Origin of the sequence: Mesorhizobium sp. M4A.F.Ca.ET.090.04.2.1 (assembly GCF_003999085.1) — a bacterium.
In the GTDB taxonomy this organism is placed as follows: Bacteria; Pseudomonadota; Alphaproteobacteria; order Rhizobiales; family Rhizobiaceae; genus Mesorhizobium.
The window spans coordinates 1-15,250 of sequence record NZ_RZOT01000070.1; the positions used below are offsets into that span (position 1 = coordinate 1).

Here is a 15,250-nt window from a genome sequence, read left to right on the forward strand (position 1 = left end):
GAGCGCTGCGGCAGCCTCGAACTGGCCCTTGGGGATGTTCTCGATGCCGGCGCGGCAGACTTCCGCCGTGAAGGCGGCAAGCACCAATGACAACGCAAGGGCCGCCGAAACGAAGGACGACAGGCGGATGCCGACGAAGGGCAGGGCGTAGTAGATCAGGATCAGCACCACCAGGATCGGGAGCGCGCGGAAGATGTCGATGTAGAGGATGGCCAGCCGCCTTAGCGGCTTCGGCGCATAGAGCCGCATTAGGCAGATCGCCAGCCCGGCGATGGTGCCGAAGACGATTGCGGCGCAGCCGAGCAGGATAGTGTTGCCGAGCCCGCGGATCAGGATCGGAAACGATCGGACGAGGATGCTCCAGTTGAAGAAGGTGTCGATCAGTTCCATCGGCGTCACCGTCAAGGCAATGCCAAGCCCGCGCTTTCGCGGGCCTGGACGGATGGGAATCGGAGAGCGCCGGCCTTGTTACCGACGCTCTCGCGAACGGCTATAATTAGCCGGCTTATTGCGGGATTGGCCCCGGCGCCACCGTGCTGGTGCCGGCTTCCGGATCGACGCCGAACCACTTTTTGTGGATCGCGGCCATGGTGCCGTCCTTCTTCATCGCGGTGATCGCTTCGTTGACCTTTTCGAGCAGCGGGTGGCCCTTCTTGGTCATCATCGCAAAGCGCTCGCCGGTCGGGATGCGCACCAGGATCTTCAGCGCCGGCATCTGCTTGATGGCGAACAGGAAGCCGGCGAGCTCGCCGGCGCCGCCGTCGATGCGGCCGTTCTGCACGTCAAGCAGCAGATCCTGCTGGGCGTTGTAGCTCTTGGTTTCGGCAACGCCGAGCTTGGCGGCGTTTTCCTTCATGTAGGCTTCGCCGGTCGAGCCGGCGATGACGCCGATGGTCTTGCCCTTGAGGTCGTCGAGTGTCTTGATGGTCGAATCCGCCTTGCCGACGATGGTGCCGTCGCTGTCGTAGTAGGCCTGGGTGAAGCCCTGGTTCTGCAGGCGCTCCTTGGTGATCGAGATCGACGACACGGCGAAGTCGATGCGGCCGGAAGCTGTCGCCGCGAACAGCGCCTGGAAGCCGAGATCCTGGAACTCGACCTCGGCGCCGATGCGCTTGGCGACGTCGTTGGCGACATCGATCTCAAAACCCTCGAAGCCGCCGGAATCGGTCTTGTATTCCCATGGCGGGTTGGCGGGGTAGGCGCCGACCATGATCTTGTCGGCGAAGGCGGGTGTGGCGAAGGCGATGCCGGCTGCGATGACCACGCCAATCAGTCCTAGACGTTTGAGCATGTTGCTTCCCTCTGGTTCGGCCACTTCGCGTGGCGCATTTCCTGATCCGCCCCTTCCAGCATCCAGCTCCCGGACGCCGCAGGCGAGGCGGCGCCTGAAATCAGGATGCGCGGTGCTGGCGCGAGCCGATCAGGTCTTGCAGCCGCGCAATCAGCGCCCCGACGGCCTCGTCCGCCGTGACCATGCCGGGCGACAGCCTGAGCGTCGTGCCGCGGGCGTCGCAATAGAGCCGCTCATCGCGCAGTGTCGCGACGAGCTTCGCCGCCTCGACGCCTTGCGGCAGGCCGATCATCACGCTGCCGCCGCGTTTCTCCGCATCGAGCGGCGAGCGGATCGTCCAGCCATTGCTTATCGCGGCGTCTATGATGCGCCCGACATGCGCCGCGTTCTGCGCGCGGATGGCGTCGATGCCGGTCTCTTCCACCCATTGCAGGCCGGGCAGCGAGGCGACGCTGGCCAGGATCGCTGGCGTGCCGTGGTCGAAGCGGCGCGCGTCGCTTGCGTAGCTGAAAGCGTCGAGATCCCAGGAGAACGGATTCGGCTGGCTGAACCAGCCGCGCAGCTCCGGCCGGCATGTGGCCATAAGGTCCGGCGCGACTTGCAGAATGCCGGCGCCGGAAGAGCCGCACAGCCACTTAAGCGATGTCGAGACGACGAAATCGACCGGCGTCTCTGCCACCGAGAAGGGCACCACGCCGACCCCTTGCGTGATGTCGACCCCGACGATGCTGCCCATCGCCCGGCCATGCGCCGCGAGCTTCGCCACATCGCAGCGGTGCGAGGCCGTCGAGGTCACGAAGGTGATGAGCGCCAGCCCGACATCTTCCTGCCAGCGGGCGACGAAATCCTCGTCGCGAACCCAGCTTTCGCCAGGCCTGAGCGGCACGGTGTCGAGCGTGAAATTGAAACGTTGGGCCAAGCCTGCCAGCAGGAAATGCAGGCTCGGAAAACAGTCGGCGGCAACCAGCACGCGCTTTCCCGCCAGACGCTCGGAGGGCAGGGCGCCGATCAGGCTGTAGAGCGCCGAGGTGACGTTCTCGGCGGTGGTCAGCGTGCCCTGCGGTGCGTCGATCAGCCTGATCCAGGTGTCGATGAAGCGTTGCCGCGCGGCAAGCGCGGCCGGCCACTGGCCGTCGTCTTCCGCCGACCAGATGGCAGAGAAGTCCGCCAGTGCGGCGGCCATGCTCTCGCCCTTGCCGGGGAAGGTGCCGATCGAATGGTAGAGAAAATAGCCGGACATCTTCTGTCTCGCTCCTTGTGATCATGTGATCACAAAACGAAACGAGGGATCAATCCTTTAAGGCTAAAGAAAAGCGGCAAGGTGCCAAAAAGCAGCCGATTGCTTTGGTCCAGCGCGGCCGCGACAGACCTTCTCGGTCTTTGGGTCAGCCCAACGCTGAGGAAGATCAGGAAGCTTTGCCGAAACCGGTGAAGTCGACCGTCCTGGGCTCTGGCACATCGGGGCAGATGGCGCGCAGCGTCATCTGCGTCGCCGTGATGTCCGCCACCAACTCGTAGCGGGCGCGGGCAAAGTCCTTGTCCTTCAGCGCGGCAATGATCGCGACATGCCTGCCCGAGGGCTCCATCGTTCCGGCGCGCATCAGCGGCGCCACGTGGTTGGACAACAGCCGCATATAGGGGCCGAAGCGCAGCCACAGCGTTTCGATCAATTGAAACAGCACGTCCGAGCCTGAGGCGCGGTAGATGATGAAATGGAACTGCTGGTTCTTGGCGATCAGCTCATAGATGCTGCCGTCGCGGCCGATCGCCTGCTGGTCGTCGGTGATGCGCTGCAGGCTGTCGATCTCGACCGCCGTCAGCCGCGGCGCGCCGAGTTCGGCCGCCAGCCCCTCGACGGCGAGACGGGCCCGGCAAAGGTCGTCGAGCCGCGCCCGCGTGACGACCGGCACGCAGGCCGAGCCGTTCTGCGAGATCTCCAGCGCGTTTTCCGCCGCCAGCCGCCGCAAGGCCTCGCGCACCGGCATGTTCGAGGTGCCGAAGGCCTCGGCCAGCGCGGCGATGGTCAGCACCTGTCCCGGATCGAAGCTGCCGACCATCAAGGCATGGCGGAGCTGTTGGTAGACGCCATCCTGGACGGTGATGCGTCCCGATACGGGTTCGAAGCCCAGAGCCACGGTTTTGCTTTCCTCAGATGCCGGCAGAAGCTATGTGCGATGCCCGAGTGCGCCCGCCGAAGCAAGCGTGATCATCTGATCACAGTTTGTGTTTAGAGCCAAGCGGCGGTTCGAATAGTCAAGGCGATGATCTCTGATCGAATCGGGCCTATGCCTTCAAACGTCAGCGCGAGTTTTCGGCGCGCCGGTCGACCTGGCGCAATTCACTCCGGAATAACAGCCGTCGCCTGGATCTCCACCTTGGCGCGGTCCTCGACCAGCGCCACGACCTGCATGGCCGCCATGGCCGGGAAGTGGCGGCCGATGACCGCGCGGTAGGCCTCGCCGATGCCCTTGAGATTGGCGCGATACTCGGCCTTGTCGGTGAAATACCAGGTCATCGAGGTGATGTGATGCGGCTCGCCGCCCGCCTCGGCCAGCACGGCGACGATGTTGGTGAGCGTCTGGCGCACCTGGCCGACGAAATCGTCGGTCTCGAACCGGCACTCGGCATTCCAGCCGACCTGGCCGCCGACGAACACCAGCCGGCCGCGCGCGGCGACGCCGTTGGCGTAACCGATGGGCTTTGCCCAGCCTTCCGGCTGCAGGATGCTGTGCATGACTAGACTCCCCCTAATCGAAATGCGGGCTGCGGGACATTCATCAGTCTCACGCCGCCCCCATGACCTGTCGCGCGATCACCACTTTCTGCACGTCGGATGCCCCCTCGTAGATGCGCAGCGCACGGATCTCGCGATAGAGGCTTTCGACGATGTGATCCTTGCGCACCCCGTCGCCGCCATGCAGCTGCACGGCCGCGTCGATCACCTCCTGTGCGCGGTCGGTTGCGAACAGTTTGGCCATCGCCGCCTCGCGGGTCACGCGTGGGGCCCCCATGTCCTTGGTCCAGGCGGCGCGGTAGACGAGAAGCGCCGCGGCATCGACATCCAACGCCATGTCGGCGATGTGGCCCTGCACCATCTGCAGGTCCGCCATCGGCGCGCCGAACAGTTCGCGCTCTGCAGCGCGGCTGACGCTTTCGTCCAGCGCACGACGGGCAAAACCGAGTGCCGCGGCACCCACGGTCGAGCGGAACACGTCGAGGACCGACATGGCGATGCGAAAGCCGTCGCCGGGCTTGCCGATCAGCGCGGAAGCGGGAACGCGGGCATTGTCGAACGACAGTCGCGCCAGCGGGTGCGGGGCGATCGTCTCCAGCCGCTCGGCGATGCTCAAGCCTTCGGTTTCGGCAGGTACGATGAAGGCGGAAATCCCCTTGGCGCCAGGCGCCTCGCCGGTGCGGGCGAAGACGATGTAGAGATCGGCGATGCCGCCATTGGAAATCCAGGTCTTCTCGCCGGTCAGCAGATATTCGTCGCCATCGCGCGTGGCCGTCATTTCCATGTTGGCGACGTCCGATCCGGAGCGCGGCTCCGACAGCGCGAAGGCCGAGATCGCCTTGCCGGCCCGCGTCTTGCCCAGCCAATGCTGTTGGTCCGGCGTGCCGAACAGGCTGAGCGCGCCGGTGCCGAGCCCTTGCATGGCGAAGGAAAAGTCGGCCAGCCCGTCATGGCGGGCAAGTGTCTCGCGCGTGATGCAAAGCGTGCGCACGTCGAGCGGTCCGGGATTGTCCGTGTCGAGCGCCGTCGGCTTCAGCCAACCGTCACGGCCGAGCTTCGCCACCAGCTCCCGGCAGGCGGCGTCGACATCGTGATGGTCGACCGGCAGGTTCTTCGCGCACCAGGCGTCGAGCTGGTCGGCGAGCTGGCGATGGCGCTCCTCGAAGAAGGGCCAGTTGAGGAAGGAACGGTCAGACATGTTTGCCTCCGCAGTTCTGCGAGGTCTGTGCTCTACGGCGCCCCCCTCTGTCCTGCCGGACATCTCCCCCTCTTGGGGGGAGATCAGCTGTCATGTCGGCTTTCGCCAATCGCCAAAGCCGCAAGAATGAGCGGGGCGCCGAAACCGCCAATCTCCCCCCTTGAGGGGGAGATGTCCGGCAGGACAGAGGGGGGTTCTGTCCCGCCAACGTGTCCAACAATCCGCCCATCTCAATTCCCCTCGAACACAGGCTTTTCCTTTGCGACGAACGCCTTGTAGGCGCGCTCGAAATCAGCTGTCTGCATGCAGATCGCCTGTGCCTGCGCTTCCGCCTCGATCGCCTGGTCGAGTCCCATCGACCATTCCTGGTTGAGCTGCGTCTTGGTGATGCCATGCGCGAAGGTTGGGCCGGAGACGATCCGCGCCGCCATTTCGAGCGCATCGGGCTCGAGCGCGGCCGGCTCGACGAGGCGGTTGTAGAAACCCCAGCGCTCGCCTTCCGCGGCATTCATGGTGCGACCGGTGTAGAGCAGCTCCGCGGCGCGCCCCTGGCCGATGATGCGCGGCAGGATCGCGCAGGCGCCCATGTCGCAGCCGGCGAGGCCGACGCGGGTGAAGAGAAAGGCGGTCTTGGCCTCCGGGGTGGCGATGCGGATATCGGAGGCCATGGCGATGATGGCGCCGGCGCCGACCGCCACGCCGTCGACCGCCGAGATGATCGGCTTGCCGCAGTTGAGCATCGCCTTGACGAAGTCACCAGTCATGCGAGTGAAGGCGAGCAGCGCCTTCATGTCCATCTTGACCAGCGGACCGATGATGTCGTGGACATCGCCGCCCGAGCAGAAATTACCGCCATTGGGCAGGAACACCACGGCGTCGACATCGTCGGCGTAGACGAGGTCGCGAAACGTGTCGCGCAACTCGGCATAACTGTCGAAGGTCAGCGGGTTCTTGCGCTCGGGACGGTCGAGCCGGACCTTCGCGACCTTGCCTTCGACATCCCAGAGGAAGTGCTTCGGCTTGAGGTTGGCCATGGCGCTCATTCGCGTCCCTCCCAGTTGCTGCGGAACGAAGTCAGCATGCCGGTCAGCCGGCGCGCCTCTTCCTCGCTGACAGTGCCGAGCAACTCACCGACCCAGCTTTCATGCGCGGCGGCGATCTCGGCGAAGGCCCTCGACCCTTCCTCGGTCAGTCGCACCATCGAGGTGCGGCGGTCGCCATTGCGGCGCGCCCGAGCCACCAGCCCTTCCGACACCAGCCGGTCGACGATGCCTGTGACATTGCCGTTCGACACCAGCAGGAAGCGCGACAGGTCGCTCATCAGCATCCCCTCCGGCGACCGGTAAAGCGCCGCCATCACGTCGAAGCGCGGCAGCGTGGTGTTGAATTCCTTCTTCAGCCGCTCGCGCAGCTCCGCCTCAATCGTGCGCGAGGCGCGCAGCAGGCGGATCCACAGCCGCAGCCGCTCCTTGCCGGAGCCGGATCGGGTGGGCAACGGACCGGCTACCATGTCTCGCCTCCCGAGATCGAGATCGTCTGCCCGGTGATCGAGCGGGCGGCGTCGCCGCACAGCCACAGCACGGCTTCCGCCACTTCTTCCGGTTGGACGAAACGTCCTTGCGGGTTCGTCGCCGCCAGGCTTGCCCGCGCTTCGGCTGCCGACCGCCCGGTCTTGTCCACGATGCGCTGGATGGACTCTTCCAGCATCTCGGTATCGACGAAGCCCGGACAGACGGCATTGACGGTGACGCCGGACTTGGCGGTCTCGGTGGCCAGCGCCCGCATCAGCCCGACGACGCCGTGCTTGGCGGCAACGTACGCGCCGACATAGGCATAGCCCTTGAGGCCGGCCGTCGAGGCGACGAAGACGATGCTGCCCTGTTTGCGCGCCAGCATGCCGGTCAGCGCCGGCTTCACCGTCAGGAAGGCGCCGGTGAGGTTGACGTCGATCGTGCGCTGCCAGTCGGCCAGCGAAATCTTGTGCGCCGGCGTACTGCCGGCCATGCCGGCATTGGCGACCACGATGTCGAACGGTCCGCGCGCGGCCTCCGCTTTTTCGTAGAGGGAAACCATCGACGCCTCATCGGTGACATCGGCGGCGACGCCCGCGATGCGCGGGCTTTCCTTGCCCACTTCGGCAAGGGCTGCCTCACGTCGCCCGCAGATGGTGACGTTGACGCCGGCGCCGGCGAGCGCCAGCGCGATTGCCCGTCCGACGCCTGAACCGCCGCCGGTAACCAAGGCATGCCTGGCCGTGGTTTTTGCGGTGGAGGTCATACCTTCAACCCCGCCGCCGCTTCGCGCTGGGCCAGCCGGTAAAGCTGGTCGCGGCCGGGCAGATAGGGATCCGGCCATTTGACGCCGCGGTCGCCGAGCGCCACCGCTGCATGCAGCGTCCAGTAGGGATCGGTGAGATGCGGCCGGGCCAGCGCGACGAGATCGGCGCGGCCCGCCATCAGGATCGAGTTGACATGGTCCGGCTCATAGATGTTGCCGACGGCCATCGTCGCCATGCCGACCTCGTTGCGGATTCGGTCGGAGAACGGTGTCTGGAACATGCGGCCATAGACGGGTTTTGCCGCGATCGAGGTCTGCCCGGCCGACACGTCGCAGAGATCGACACCGGCCTCGTGCAGCAGTTTTGCGATTTCGACCGCGTCGGCAGGTGTGACGCCCTCGATACCGACCCAGTCATTGGCCGAGATGCGCATCGAGATCGGCTTTTCCGAGGGCCACACGGCACGCACCGCGCGGAAGATCTCCAGCGGATAGCGCATACGGTTTTCCAGCGAGCCGCCATACTCGTCGGTGCGCCGGTTGGTCAGTGGCGTAATGAATGAGGACAAGAGATAGCCATGCGCGGCATGGATTTCCAGCATGTCGAAGCCGCAGCGGGCTGCCATCTCGGCGGAGGCGACGAACTCACCGCACACCCTGTCCATGTCGGCGCGGTCCATCGCCTTCGGCACCTGGTTCTCGGGCGACCACGCCACGGCCGACGGCGCCATCACCGGCCAGTTGCCGGAGGGCAGCGGCACGTCGGTTCCCTGCCAGCCGACGCGGGTCGAGCCCTTGGCGCCGGAATGGCCGATCTGGGCGCAGATTTTTGCCTCGGTCTCGGTGTGGACGAAGCCGACCAGGCGCTTCCAGGCCACCTCGTGTTCCGGCGCGTAGAAGCCGGGGCAGCCGGGCGTAATGCGGCCTTCGGGACTGACGCAGGTCATCTCGATGTAGAGCAGCCCGGCGCCGCCCTTGGCGCGCTCCGCGTAGTGCGAAAAATGCCAGTCGGTTGGGCAGCCGTCGACGGCCTTGTACTGCGCCATCGGAGACACGACGATGCGGTTGTTGAGCGCCATGCCGCGTAGCTTGAATGGCGCAAACATCGGTGCCCGGCGCAGCCTGTTGCCGCCGGCGCCGGCCTGGTGCTGGAACCATTCCTCGGCGCCGCCCAGCCACTCGGCGTCGCGCAGCCTCAGGTTTTCGTGACTGATGCGCTGCGAGCGGGTCAGCAGCGAGTAGTTGAACTGCACCGGGTCGAGGCCGAGATAGCGCTCGACCTCCTCGAACCATTCGAGCGAGTTGCGTGCCGCCGACTGCAGTTTCAGCACCTCGGTGCGACGAGCATCCTCATATTTGCGGAACGCCGCTTCGAGGTCGGGCTCGGACTCGACATAGTCGGCCAGCGCGACGGCGCTCTCCAATGCCAGCTTGGTGCCGGAGCCGATCGAGAAATGCGCCGATGCGGCCGCGTCCCCCATCAGCGCCAGATTCTCAAACGACCAGCGCTCGCACAGCACGCGCGGGAAATTGATCCAGGCCGAACCGCGTATGTGGTTGGCGTTGGTCATCAGCGCATGGCCGCCGAGATGCTTTTCGAAGATGCGCTCGCAGACCGCGATCGATTCCTGTTGCGACATCGCGCCGAAGCCGAAGCGCCCCCATGTCTGTTCGCTGCATTCGACAATGAAGGTCGCGGTTTCGCTGTCGAACTGGTAGGCATGCGCCCACACCCAGCCGTGCTCCGTCTTCTCGAAGATGAAGGTGAAGGCATCGTCGAACTTCTGGTTGGTGCCGAGCCAGACGAACTTGCATTTGCGGGTGTCGATATCGGGCTTGAAGATTTCGGCGAAGGCCGCGCGAGACCTGGAGTTCAACCCGTCCGCGGCGACCACCAGTTCGTGCGTTTCCATGAACGGCCTCGGATCGGCTATCTCGGTTGCGAACTCCAGTTTGATGCCGAGCTCATGTGCGCGCCGCTGCAAAAGTATCAGGAGCCGCTTGCGGCCGATGCCGCAGAAGCCGTGGCCGGAGGAGACGGTGCGCACGCCGTCATGGATGACGGCGATATCGTCCCAATAGGCGAAATGCTTCTTGATCCAGACCGCGCTGACCGGATCGTTGCGGCTGAGGTTATCGAGCGTCTCGGCCGACAGCACCACGCCCCAGCCGAACGTGTCGTCGGCGCGGTTGCGCTCGAACACCGTCACCTCATGCGCGGCGTCGCGCAGCTTCATCGAGATGGCAAAGTAGAGCCCGGCCGGTCCGCCGCCGAGAACCGCAACCTTCATGCCTGCGATCTCCTCTTCGCTTCCGGGCCGCCATGTGCCACGGCGGTCCCACTAACAGTATCGCGCGGGAGCGAAATTATTTCAAGCTTGAAGTTTCATGATTGAATAATTCCTCGATTGGCGGTCGGAGTTGCTACGCACCGCCGAGATTCGGGGTGCCGATAGCTGAGTTCCCTCAGGCCGGCGCCCTCGCAGGCAGCCGCAGCCAGTCCGCGTCGATCTCGGGGAGCGGAATGGCGGCGAGCAGGTCGCGCGTGTAGGCCTCCTTCGGATTTTCGAACAGCGAGTCGGTGGCGCTGGCCTCGACGATCCTGCCTTCGCGCATGACGATGACCTGCTGGCAGAGCCGCCTTATCACCGACAAATCATGGCTGATGAAGGTCACAGTCAACCCCATTTCGGCCGCGAGCCTTTCGAGCAGGGTCAGGATCTGCGCCTGCGTCGACACGTCGAGGCCGGAGACGATCTCGTCGGCCAGCACGAATTTCGGCGACAGTGCCAGTGCTCGCGCAATGCCGACGCGCTGGCGCTGGCCGCCTGACAATTGATGCCGGTAGCGGCTGGCAAAGCTTTGCGGCAGGCCGACGCGCTGCAAGGCTTCCGCCACGCGCTCCTTCAACCTGTCGCCGAGGCCGTTCTGCCTCAGCGGCGCGGCGATGATGTTGAAGATCGTATGCCGTGGGTTGAGCGATGACATCGGGTCCTGGAAGATCATCTGCAGGTCGCGGCGCAGCGGCCGAAGCCCGGCTTCCGAGAGGTGGCTGATGTCACGGCCTTCGAAGCTGATCGAGCCGGCGCTGGGCTCCAGCAGCCGCACCAGCGCACGGCCGAGCGTCGACTTGCCCGAACCGGACTCGCCGACGATGCCGGTCACCGATCCCTTCGGCAGATCGAAATCGAGCCCTTTCAGGATCTCGGCCAGCGGCGCCCGACCGACCAGTGGCTTGCGCGTCATGTCGGGCAGCGCCACCTTCAGCCCGCGCACCGAAAACAGCGGCTCAGCCATGGCCCGGCCTCCAGGCTTTGTCGGCGTCCGCGATCTCGGCGGCAAGTCCCCCAAGCACGGTTTCGTCCACCGGCTTCAGTGATGCGAAGGGATCGGTGTAGCGCGGCGTCGCTGCCATCAACGCCCGCGTGTAAGCGTGCTGCGGCGATGCGAAGAGGTCAGCGGTCTCGGCTTCCTCGACCACCTTGCCGGCATAGAGCACCGAGACTTTCTGGCTGATTTTGGCGACGACGCCAAGATCGTGGGTGACGAACAGGATCGCCGTGCCGTGGTCGCGCTGCAGTTGCGCGATCAGCCGCAGGATCTGCTTCTGCACCGTCACGTCGAGCGCCGTCGTCGGCTCGTCGGCGACGATCAGCCTCGGCTCGGCGGCGAAGGCGGCGGCGATCAGCACGCGCTGGCGCATGCCGCCGGAGAGTTCGTGCGGATAGCTTCTCAGCACGCGCTCGGGGTCGCGGATATGCACCTCGTCGAGCAACTGGCGGATGCGTTGGTCGGCCCGCTCGCCGCTCCAGCCCAGGATGCGCACCAGCCGGTCGGTCGTCTGCGGGCCTATGCGGCGCGACGGGTTGAGTGCGGTGAGTGGATCCTGCGGGATCAGCGCCGTCCGGGCGCCGATCAAATTGCGGCGCGCCTTGAGCTGCAGGGCACCAAGGTCCTCTCCCTCCAGGCGCATCTCGCCTTCAATCACGCGCACGCTGGATGGCAGCACGCCGAGCACCGCCTTGCCGATCATCGTCTTGCCGGCGCCGCTCTCGCCGACCAGCGCGCGCACTTCGCCCGGCTGGACGGACAGCGACACCGAGCGCAGCACGCGCTGGCCGTTGGGCAGCACGGCGCTGAGCGAGCGGATTTCGAGGCAGGGTTTCACGGCCGCGCTCATCGCAGCACCGGATCGAAACGCGCCTTCAGCGCCTCGCCGAACTGGCTGAAGGACAGCACGGTCAGGATCAGCGTGACCAGCGGGAACACCAGCACCCACCAGGCCTGGTGGATCGACAGCCGGCCCTCGGCGATGATGCCGCCCCAAGTCGGATCGTCGGTCGAGATCGACAAATTGACGAAGGACAGGATCGCCTCGACGATGACGGCGATGCCCATCTCCAGCGACAGCAGCGCGACGATCGACGGCAGCACATTGGGCAGCACCTCGCGCAGCATGATGCCAATGCGGCCATAGCCGGCGATGCGCGCGCTTTCGACGTAGTCCATGCGCGCCTGGCTCATAGCTTCGGCACGGATCACCCGGCAGAAGCGCGTCCAGTCGATGACCGCGATGGCGATGATGACGGAGCTGAGGCCGGTGCCCAGCACCGCCACCAGAAGGATGGCGAACAGCACGGGCGGGAAGGCCATCCAGATGTCGACGACGCGCGAGATGATGCGGTCGGCCCAGCCGCCGAAATAGCCGGCGATCAGCCCCAGTGCCGAGCCGACCAGGCAGGCGGCCGAAGCGGCGGCGAAGGCGACGATGAAGGCGATGCGGCCGCCGAAGATCAATCGTGAGAGCAGATCGCGGCCAAGGCTGTCGGTGCCCAGCCAATAGCCGGGTTCGGCGCCATCCAGCCAGAAGGGCGGCAGCCGCTCCAGCATCAGGTCCTGCGCCAGCGGGTCCTGCGGCGCAATCAGCGGCGCGAAGATGGCCGCCAGCAACGCCAGTAAAAGCCAGCCGCCGGCCAGCCAAAGCTTCGGGCTCAAACCGCTTCGGGAGATGCGTGCCTCATCCATGGCACAGCCTCGGATTAAGCAGCGCGTACATCATGTCGACGGCGAGGTTGATCAGCACGAAGAGCAGCGCAAAGACCAGCACGATGCCCTGGATCAGCGGCAGGTCGCGGTTGATGACGGCGTCGATCGCCATGTTGCCGAGGCCCTCGTAGGAGAACAGCCGCTCGACGATGACCGTGCCGCCGATGAGGAAGGTGAACTGCACGCCGACCAGCGTCAGCGTCGGCAGCGCAGCGTTTTTCAGCGCTTCGCGCAGGATGACCTGCGTCTCCGAAAAGCCCTTCACGCGCGCCAGCACGACGTAGTCGAGGTCGAGCACTTCCTTCAGCGACTGTTTCAGCAATTGCGCGATGATAGCCGCCAGCGGCAGCGCCAGCGCCACGGCTGGCATCAGCATGTGCTTGAGCAGGTCCCAGGTGAGATCGAAGCGGAGTCGAAGCAAGCTCTCGACGAGATAGAACTGGGTGACGAAGGGCAGGTCGAGTTGAGGCGACACGCGGCCGGAAATGTCGAACACCGGGACAAGCACGCCGAACAGCAGGATCAGCACCAGGCCCCAGAGGAAATCGGGGATGGAGAGCGCCGTGCCGCTGGCGATGTCGATGCCGGCCTCGACCGCCGTGCCGCGCTCGCGCGCGCCGAGAACAGCCGCTGTGCCGCCGATCGCCACCGCCATCAACAGCGCCACGGTCGCGAGTTCCAGCGTCGCCGGCAGCCTGTCGAAGACCAGTCCCAGCACGTCCTGCCGCAGCGATATCGAGGTGCCGAAATCGCCGCGCAGGACGCCGCCGAGCCAGATGAAGAACTGCTGCACGATGGTCTTGTCGAGCCCGTAGAGCGCCCGCAGCCGCGCGATGTCCTCGTCGCTGGCGCCGGGCGGCAGCATCATCGCGATCGGGTCGCCGGGCGCGAGCCGGATGACGACGAAGACGACGACGGCGACGCCGAACAGCGTGACCAGCATCGTCAGCAGGCGAACGAGGAATCTTTGCAGTAGCATCGGCCTGTATGCCCGGATGAAAAAATGCGCGCCGTCTTCGCGACGGCGCGCGGCAATCCAAGGCCGATGATCAGGCCGGGGTCATCAGCGCCGGCAGCAAGGCACCCGACACATGCTGCACCACATTGACGCCCTTGGCGTGCACGATCGGCTGCGCATACTGCATCAGCGGCAGTACATAGGCCTGTTCGGCGACGTATTTGTCGACCGCCTTCCAGCCGGCGATGCGCTTTGCCTCGTCCTTCTCGCCCCATAGCGGGTTGATCATGTCGATCAGGTCCTGACTGTCCCACACCGAATGCGGGCTCGGGCCGTACATGGCAAAGCCGGTCGACGTCGTCGGATCACCGATGGCGTTGCCCCAATTGTAGAAGGCCGCCGGCGCGAGCTTGTCGGCGGCGCGCAGCTCATAGTGCTTGGCGATTTCATAGACCTCGATTGTCGCCTCGATGCCGACCTTGCGCCACATGCCGACGATGGCCTGGATCATCTCATAGTCCTTGGGCTTGAAGCCCTTGGTCGTCTGGATCGTGAACTTGACCGGCTTTTCCGGCGAATAGCCGGAAGCGGCGAGCAGTTGCTTGGCCTTTTCCGGATTGTGCTCGACCTTGATCGAGGCATCGAAGGCCGCGTATTCCGGCGTCTCCAGCGTGGCGATCGGCTGGCCGTAGCCGCGCAGCAGCCGCTTGACCAGAAGCTCCTTGTCCACCGCCATGACGGCTGCCTGGCGGACATTTTTGTCCAGCATCGCCTCGATGTCGTTGAAGAAGATCATGCCGATGTCGGAGACGTTCTTGATTGAGCCGGCGAGCCCGTCTTTGGCGATCAGCCGGTCATACTCCTCATAGGGGATTTCAAGCGTCACCTGCGAGGAGCCGGATTCGATCTCGGCGACGCGGCTCGCCGCGTCGGTGACGAACTTGATCGTCACGTTCTCGAAGGCCGGCTTGCTGCCCCAGTAGTTCGGATTGGCCTTCAGCCGCAGGAAGGCGTTGCGCTCGAACTTGTCGACCATGTAGGGGCCGGTGCCGATCGGCGACTTCTCGAAGCCCTCGGCGCCGACCTTCTCGTAATAGGCCTTCGGCATGATGTAGCCGGTCAGGAATGACATCCATTTGAAATAGACCGGGTCGAACTGCACCACATCGCCGGTGATCTTGTTGCCGTCGATCTTGAAATTGTTGACGTTCTTCCAGACGAACTGGATCGGGTTGCCGGTCTTCTCGTCGCCGGCCCGCTGCAGCGACCAGACCACGTCCTCAGGCGTGAACGGCGAGCCGTCATGCCACTTCACGCCCTCGCGCACTGTCATCGTCACCTTGGTGCGGTCCTCGTTCCAGCCCCATTCGGTGAGCAGGCCGGGCGTGAAGGAAAGGTCGGGCTTTTGCGGGATGAACTGGTCGAACACCGACTGATAGAGACCCTGGATGGTCGGGTTGACGGCGGAAGGCCCGGTCGTCGGGTCCCAGGACGGCAAATTGACGTTATAGGCGATGGTCAGTTCTCCCGCCGCCTTGGCTGCCTTTGGCAGGCCGAGCGCGGTCGCGCCGATCGCCGCCGCGCCGTATCCGAGCAAGTCACGTCTGCTGATGGTCATGGTCGTTCCCCTTTGGTTGTGTTTCTTCGCGCGGCATTCTCATTCAGATCGTTGGGTTCAGGCTCCTTGGGCAACCGCGCCTTGCCCCTGCATCCCGGAAAGATCGTCGCTCCTACCTCCCGCCTAGC

Annotated in this window: 15 protein-coding genes; all 15 read right to left on the reverse strand. The window is 65.1% G+C overall.

Annotation, left to right across the window (positions count from 1 at the left end):
• Window positions 1-390: ABC transporter permease subunit (locus EN781_RS07705; RefSeq protein ID WP_127399889.1), on the reverse strand; the 390-nt coding region annotated here is incomplete at its 3' end.
• Window positions 391-505: 115 nt separating this feature from the next.
• The gene (locus EN781_RS07710; RefSeq protein WP_126056738.1) at window positions 506-1,291 is read right to left on the reverse strand and encodes an ABC transporter substrate-binding protein; all 786 of its coding nucleotides are present in this window, start codon (window positions 1,289-1,291) and stop codon (window positions 506-508) included.
• A gap of 100 nt (window positions 1,292-1,391) precedes the next feature.
• A complete protein-coding gene (locus tag EN781_RS07715; RefSeq protein WP_126056737.1) occupies window positions 1,392-2,531 on the reverse strand; it encodes an aminotransferase class V-fold PLP-dependent enzyme in 1,140 nt (379 codons plus the stop codon).
• Window positions 2,532-2,697: 166 nt separating this feature from the next.
• Window positions 2,698-3,426 (reverse strand): GntR family transcriptional regulator, encoded by a 729-nt coding sequence (locus tag EN781_RS07720; RefSeq protein ID WP_127399890.1) that lies wholly within the window; start codon window positions 3,424-3,426, stop codon window positions 2,698-2,700.
• Between the two features lie 203 nt (window positions 3,427-3,629).
• The gene (locus tag EN781_RS07725; RefSeq protein WP_126056735.1) at window positions 3,630-4,025 is read right to left on the reverse strand and encodes a RidA family protein; all 396 of its coding nucleotides are present in this window, start codon (window positions 4,023-4,025) and stop codon (window positions 3,630-3,632) included.
• A gap of 49 nt (window positions 4,026-4,074) precedes the next feature.
• Complete coding sequence (locus tag EN781_RS07730; RefSeq protein ID WP_126056734.1) at window positions 4,075-5,223, reverse strand: acyl-CoA dehydrogenase family protein; 1,149 nt, start codon at window positions 5,221-5,223, stop codon at window positions 4,075-4,077.
• Window positions 5,224-5,453: 230 nt separating this feature from the next.
• On the reverse strand, window positions 5,454-6,266 hold the full coding sequence (locus tag EN781_RS07740) for an enoyl-CoA hydratase family protein (protein WP_126056733.1): 813 nt from the start codon (window positions 6,264-6,266) through the stop codon (window positions 5,454-5,456).
• A complete protein-coding gene (locus tag EN781_RS07745) occupies window positions 6,263-6,733 on the reverse strand; it encodes a MarR family transcriptional regulator (RefSeq protein ID WP_126056732.1) in 471 nt (156 codons plus the stop codon). Before EN781_RS07745 ends, EN781_RS07740 begins: the two co-directional genes overlap by 4 nt.
• The gene (locus EN781_RS07750) at window positions 6,727-7,500 is read right to left on the reverse strand and encodes an SDR family NAD(P)-dependent oxidoreductase (RefSeq protein WP_126056731.1); all 774 of its coding nucleotides are present in this window, start codon (window positions 7,498-7,500) and stop codon (window positions 6,727-6,729) included. Before EN781_RS07750 ends, EN781_RS07745 begins: the two co-directional genes overlap by 7 nt.
• Complete coding sequence (locus tag EN781_RS07755) at window positions 7,497-9,791, reverse strand: bifunctional salicylyl-CoA 5-hydroxylase/oxidoreductase (RefSeq protein ID WP_126056730.1); 2,295 nt, start codon at window positions 9,789-9,791, stop codon at window positions 7,497-7,499. Before EN781_RS07755 ends, EN781_RS07750 begins: the two co-directional genes overlap by 4 nt.
• Before the next feature lie 175 nt (window positions 9,792-9,966).
• A complete protein-coding gene (locus EN781_RS07760; protein WP_127399891.1) occupies window positions 9,967-10,797 on the reverse strand; it encodes an ATP-binding cassette domain-containing protein in 831 nt (276 codons plus the stop codon).
• Complete coding sequence (locus EN781_RS07765; RefSeq protein ID WP_126056728.1) at window positions 10,790-11,680, reverse strand: ABC transporter ATP-binding protein; 891 nt, start codon at window positions 11,678-11,680, stop codon at window positions 10,790-10,792. The genes EN781_RS07760 and EN781_RS07765 overlap by 8 nt, the downstream gene beginning before the upstream one ends.
• Window positions 11,677-12,525 (reverse strand): ABC transporter permease, encoded by an 849-nt coding sequence (locus EN781_RS07770; protein ID WP_126056727.1) that lies wholly within the window; start codon window positions 12,523-12,525, stop codon window positions 11,677-11,679. Before EN781_RS07770 ends, EN781_RS07765 begins: the two co-directional genes overlap by 4 nt.
• The gene (locus EN781_RS07775) at window positions 12,518-13,525 is read right to left on the reverse strand and encodes an ABC transporter permease (RefSeq protein ID WP_126056726.1); all 1,008 of its coding nucleotides are present in this window, start codon (window positions 13,523-13,525) and stop codon (window positions 12,518-12,520) included. The genes EN781_RS07770 and EN781_RS07775 overlap by 8 nt, the downstream gene beginning before the upstream one ends.
• Before the next feature lie 70 nt (window positions 13,526-13,595).
• On the reverse strand, window positions 13,596-15,122 hold the full coding sequence (locus tag EN781_RS07780; protein ID WP_126056725.1) for an ABC transporter substrate-binding protein: 1,527 nt from the start codon (window positions 15,120-15,122) through the stop codon (window positions 13,596-13,598).
• Window positions 15,123-15,250: the final 128 nt, after the last annotated feature.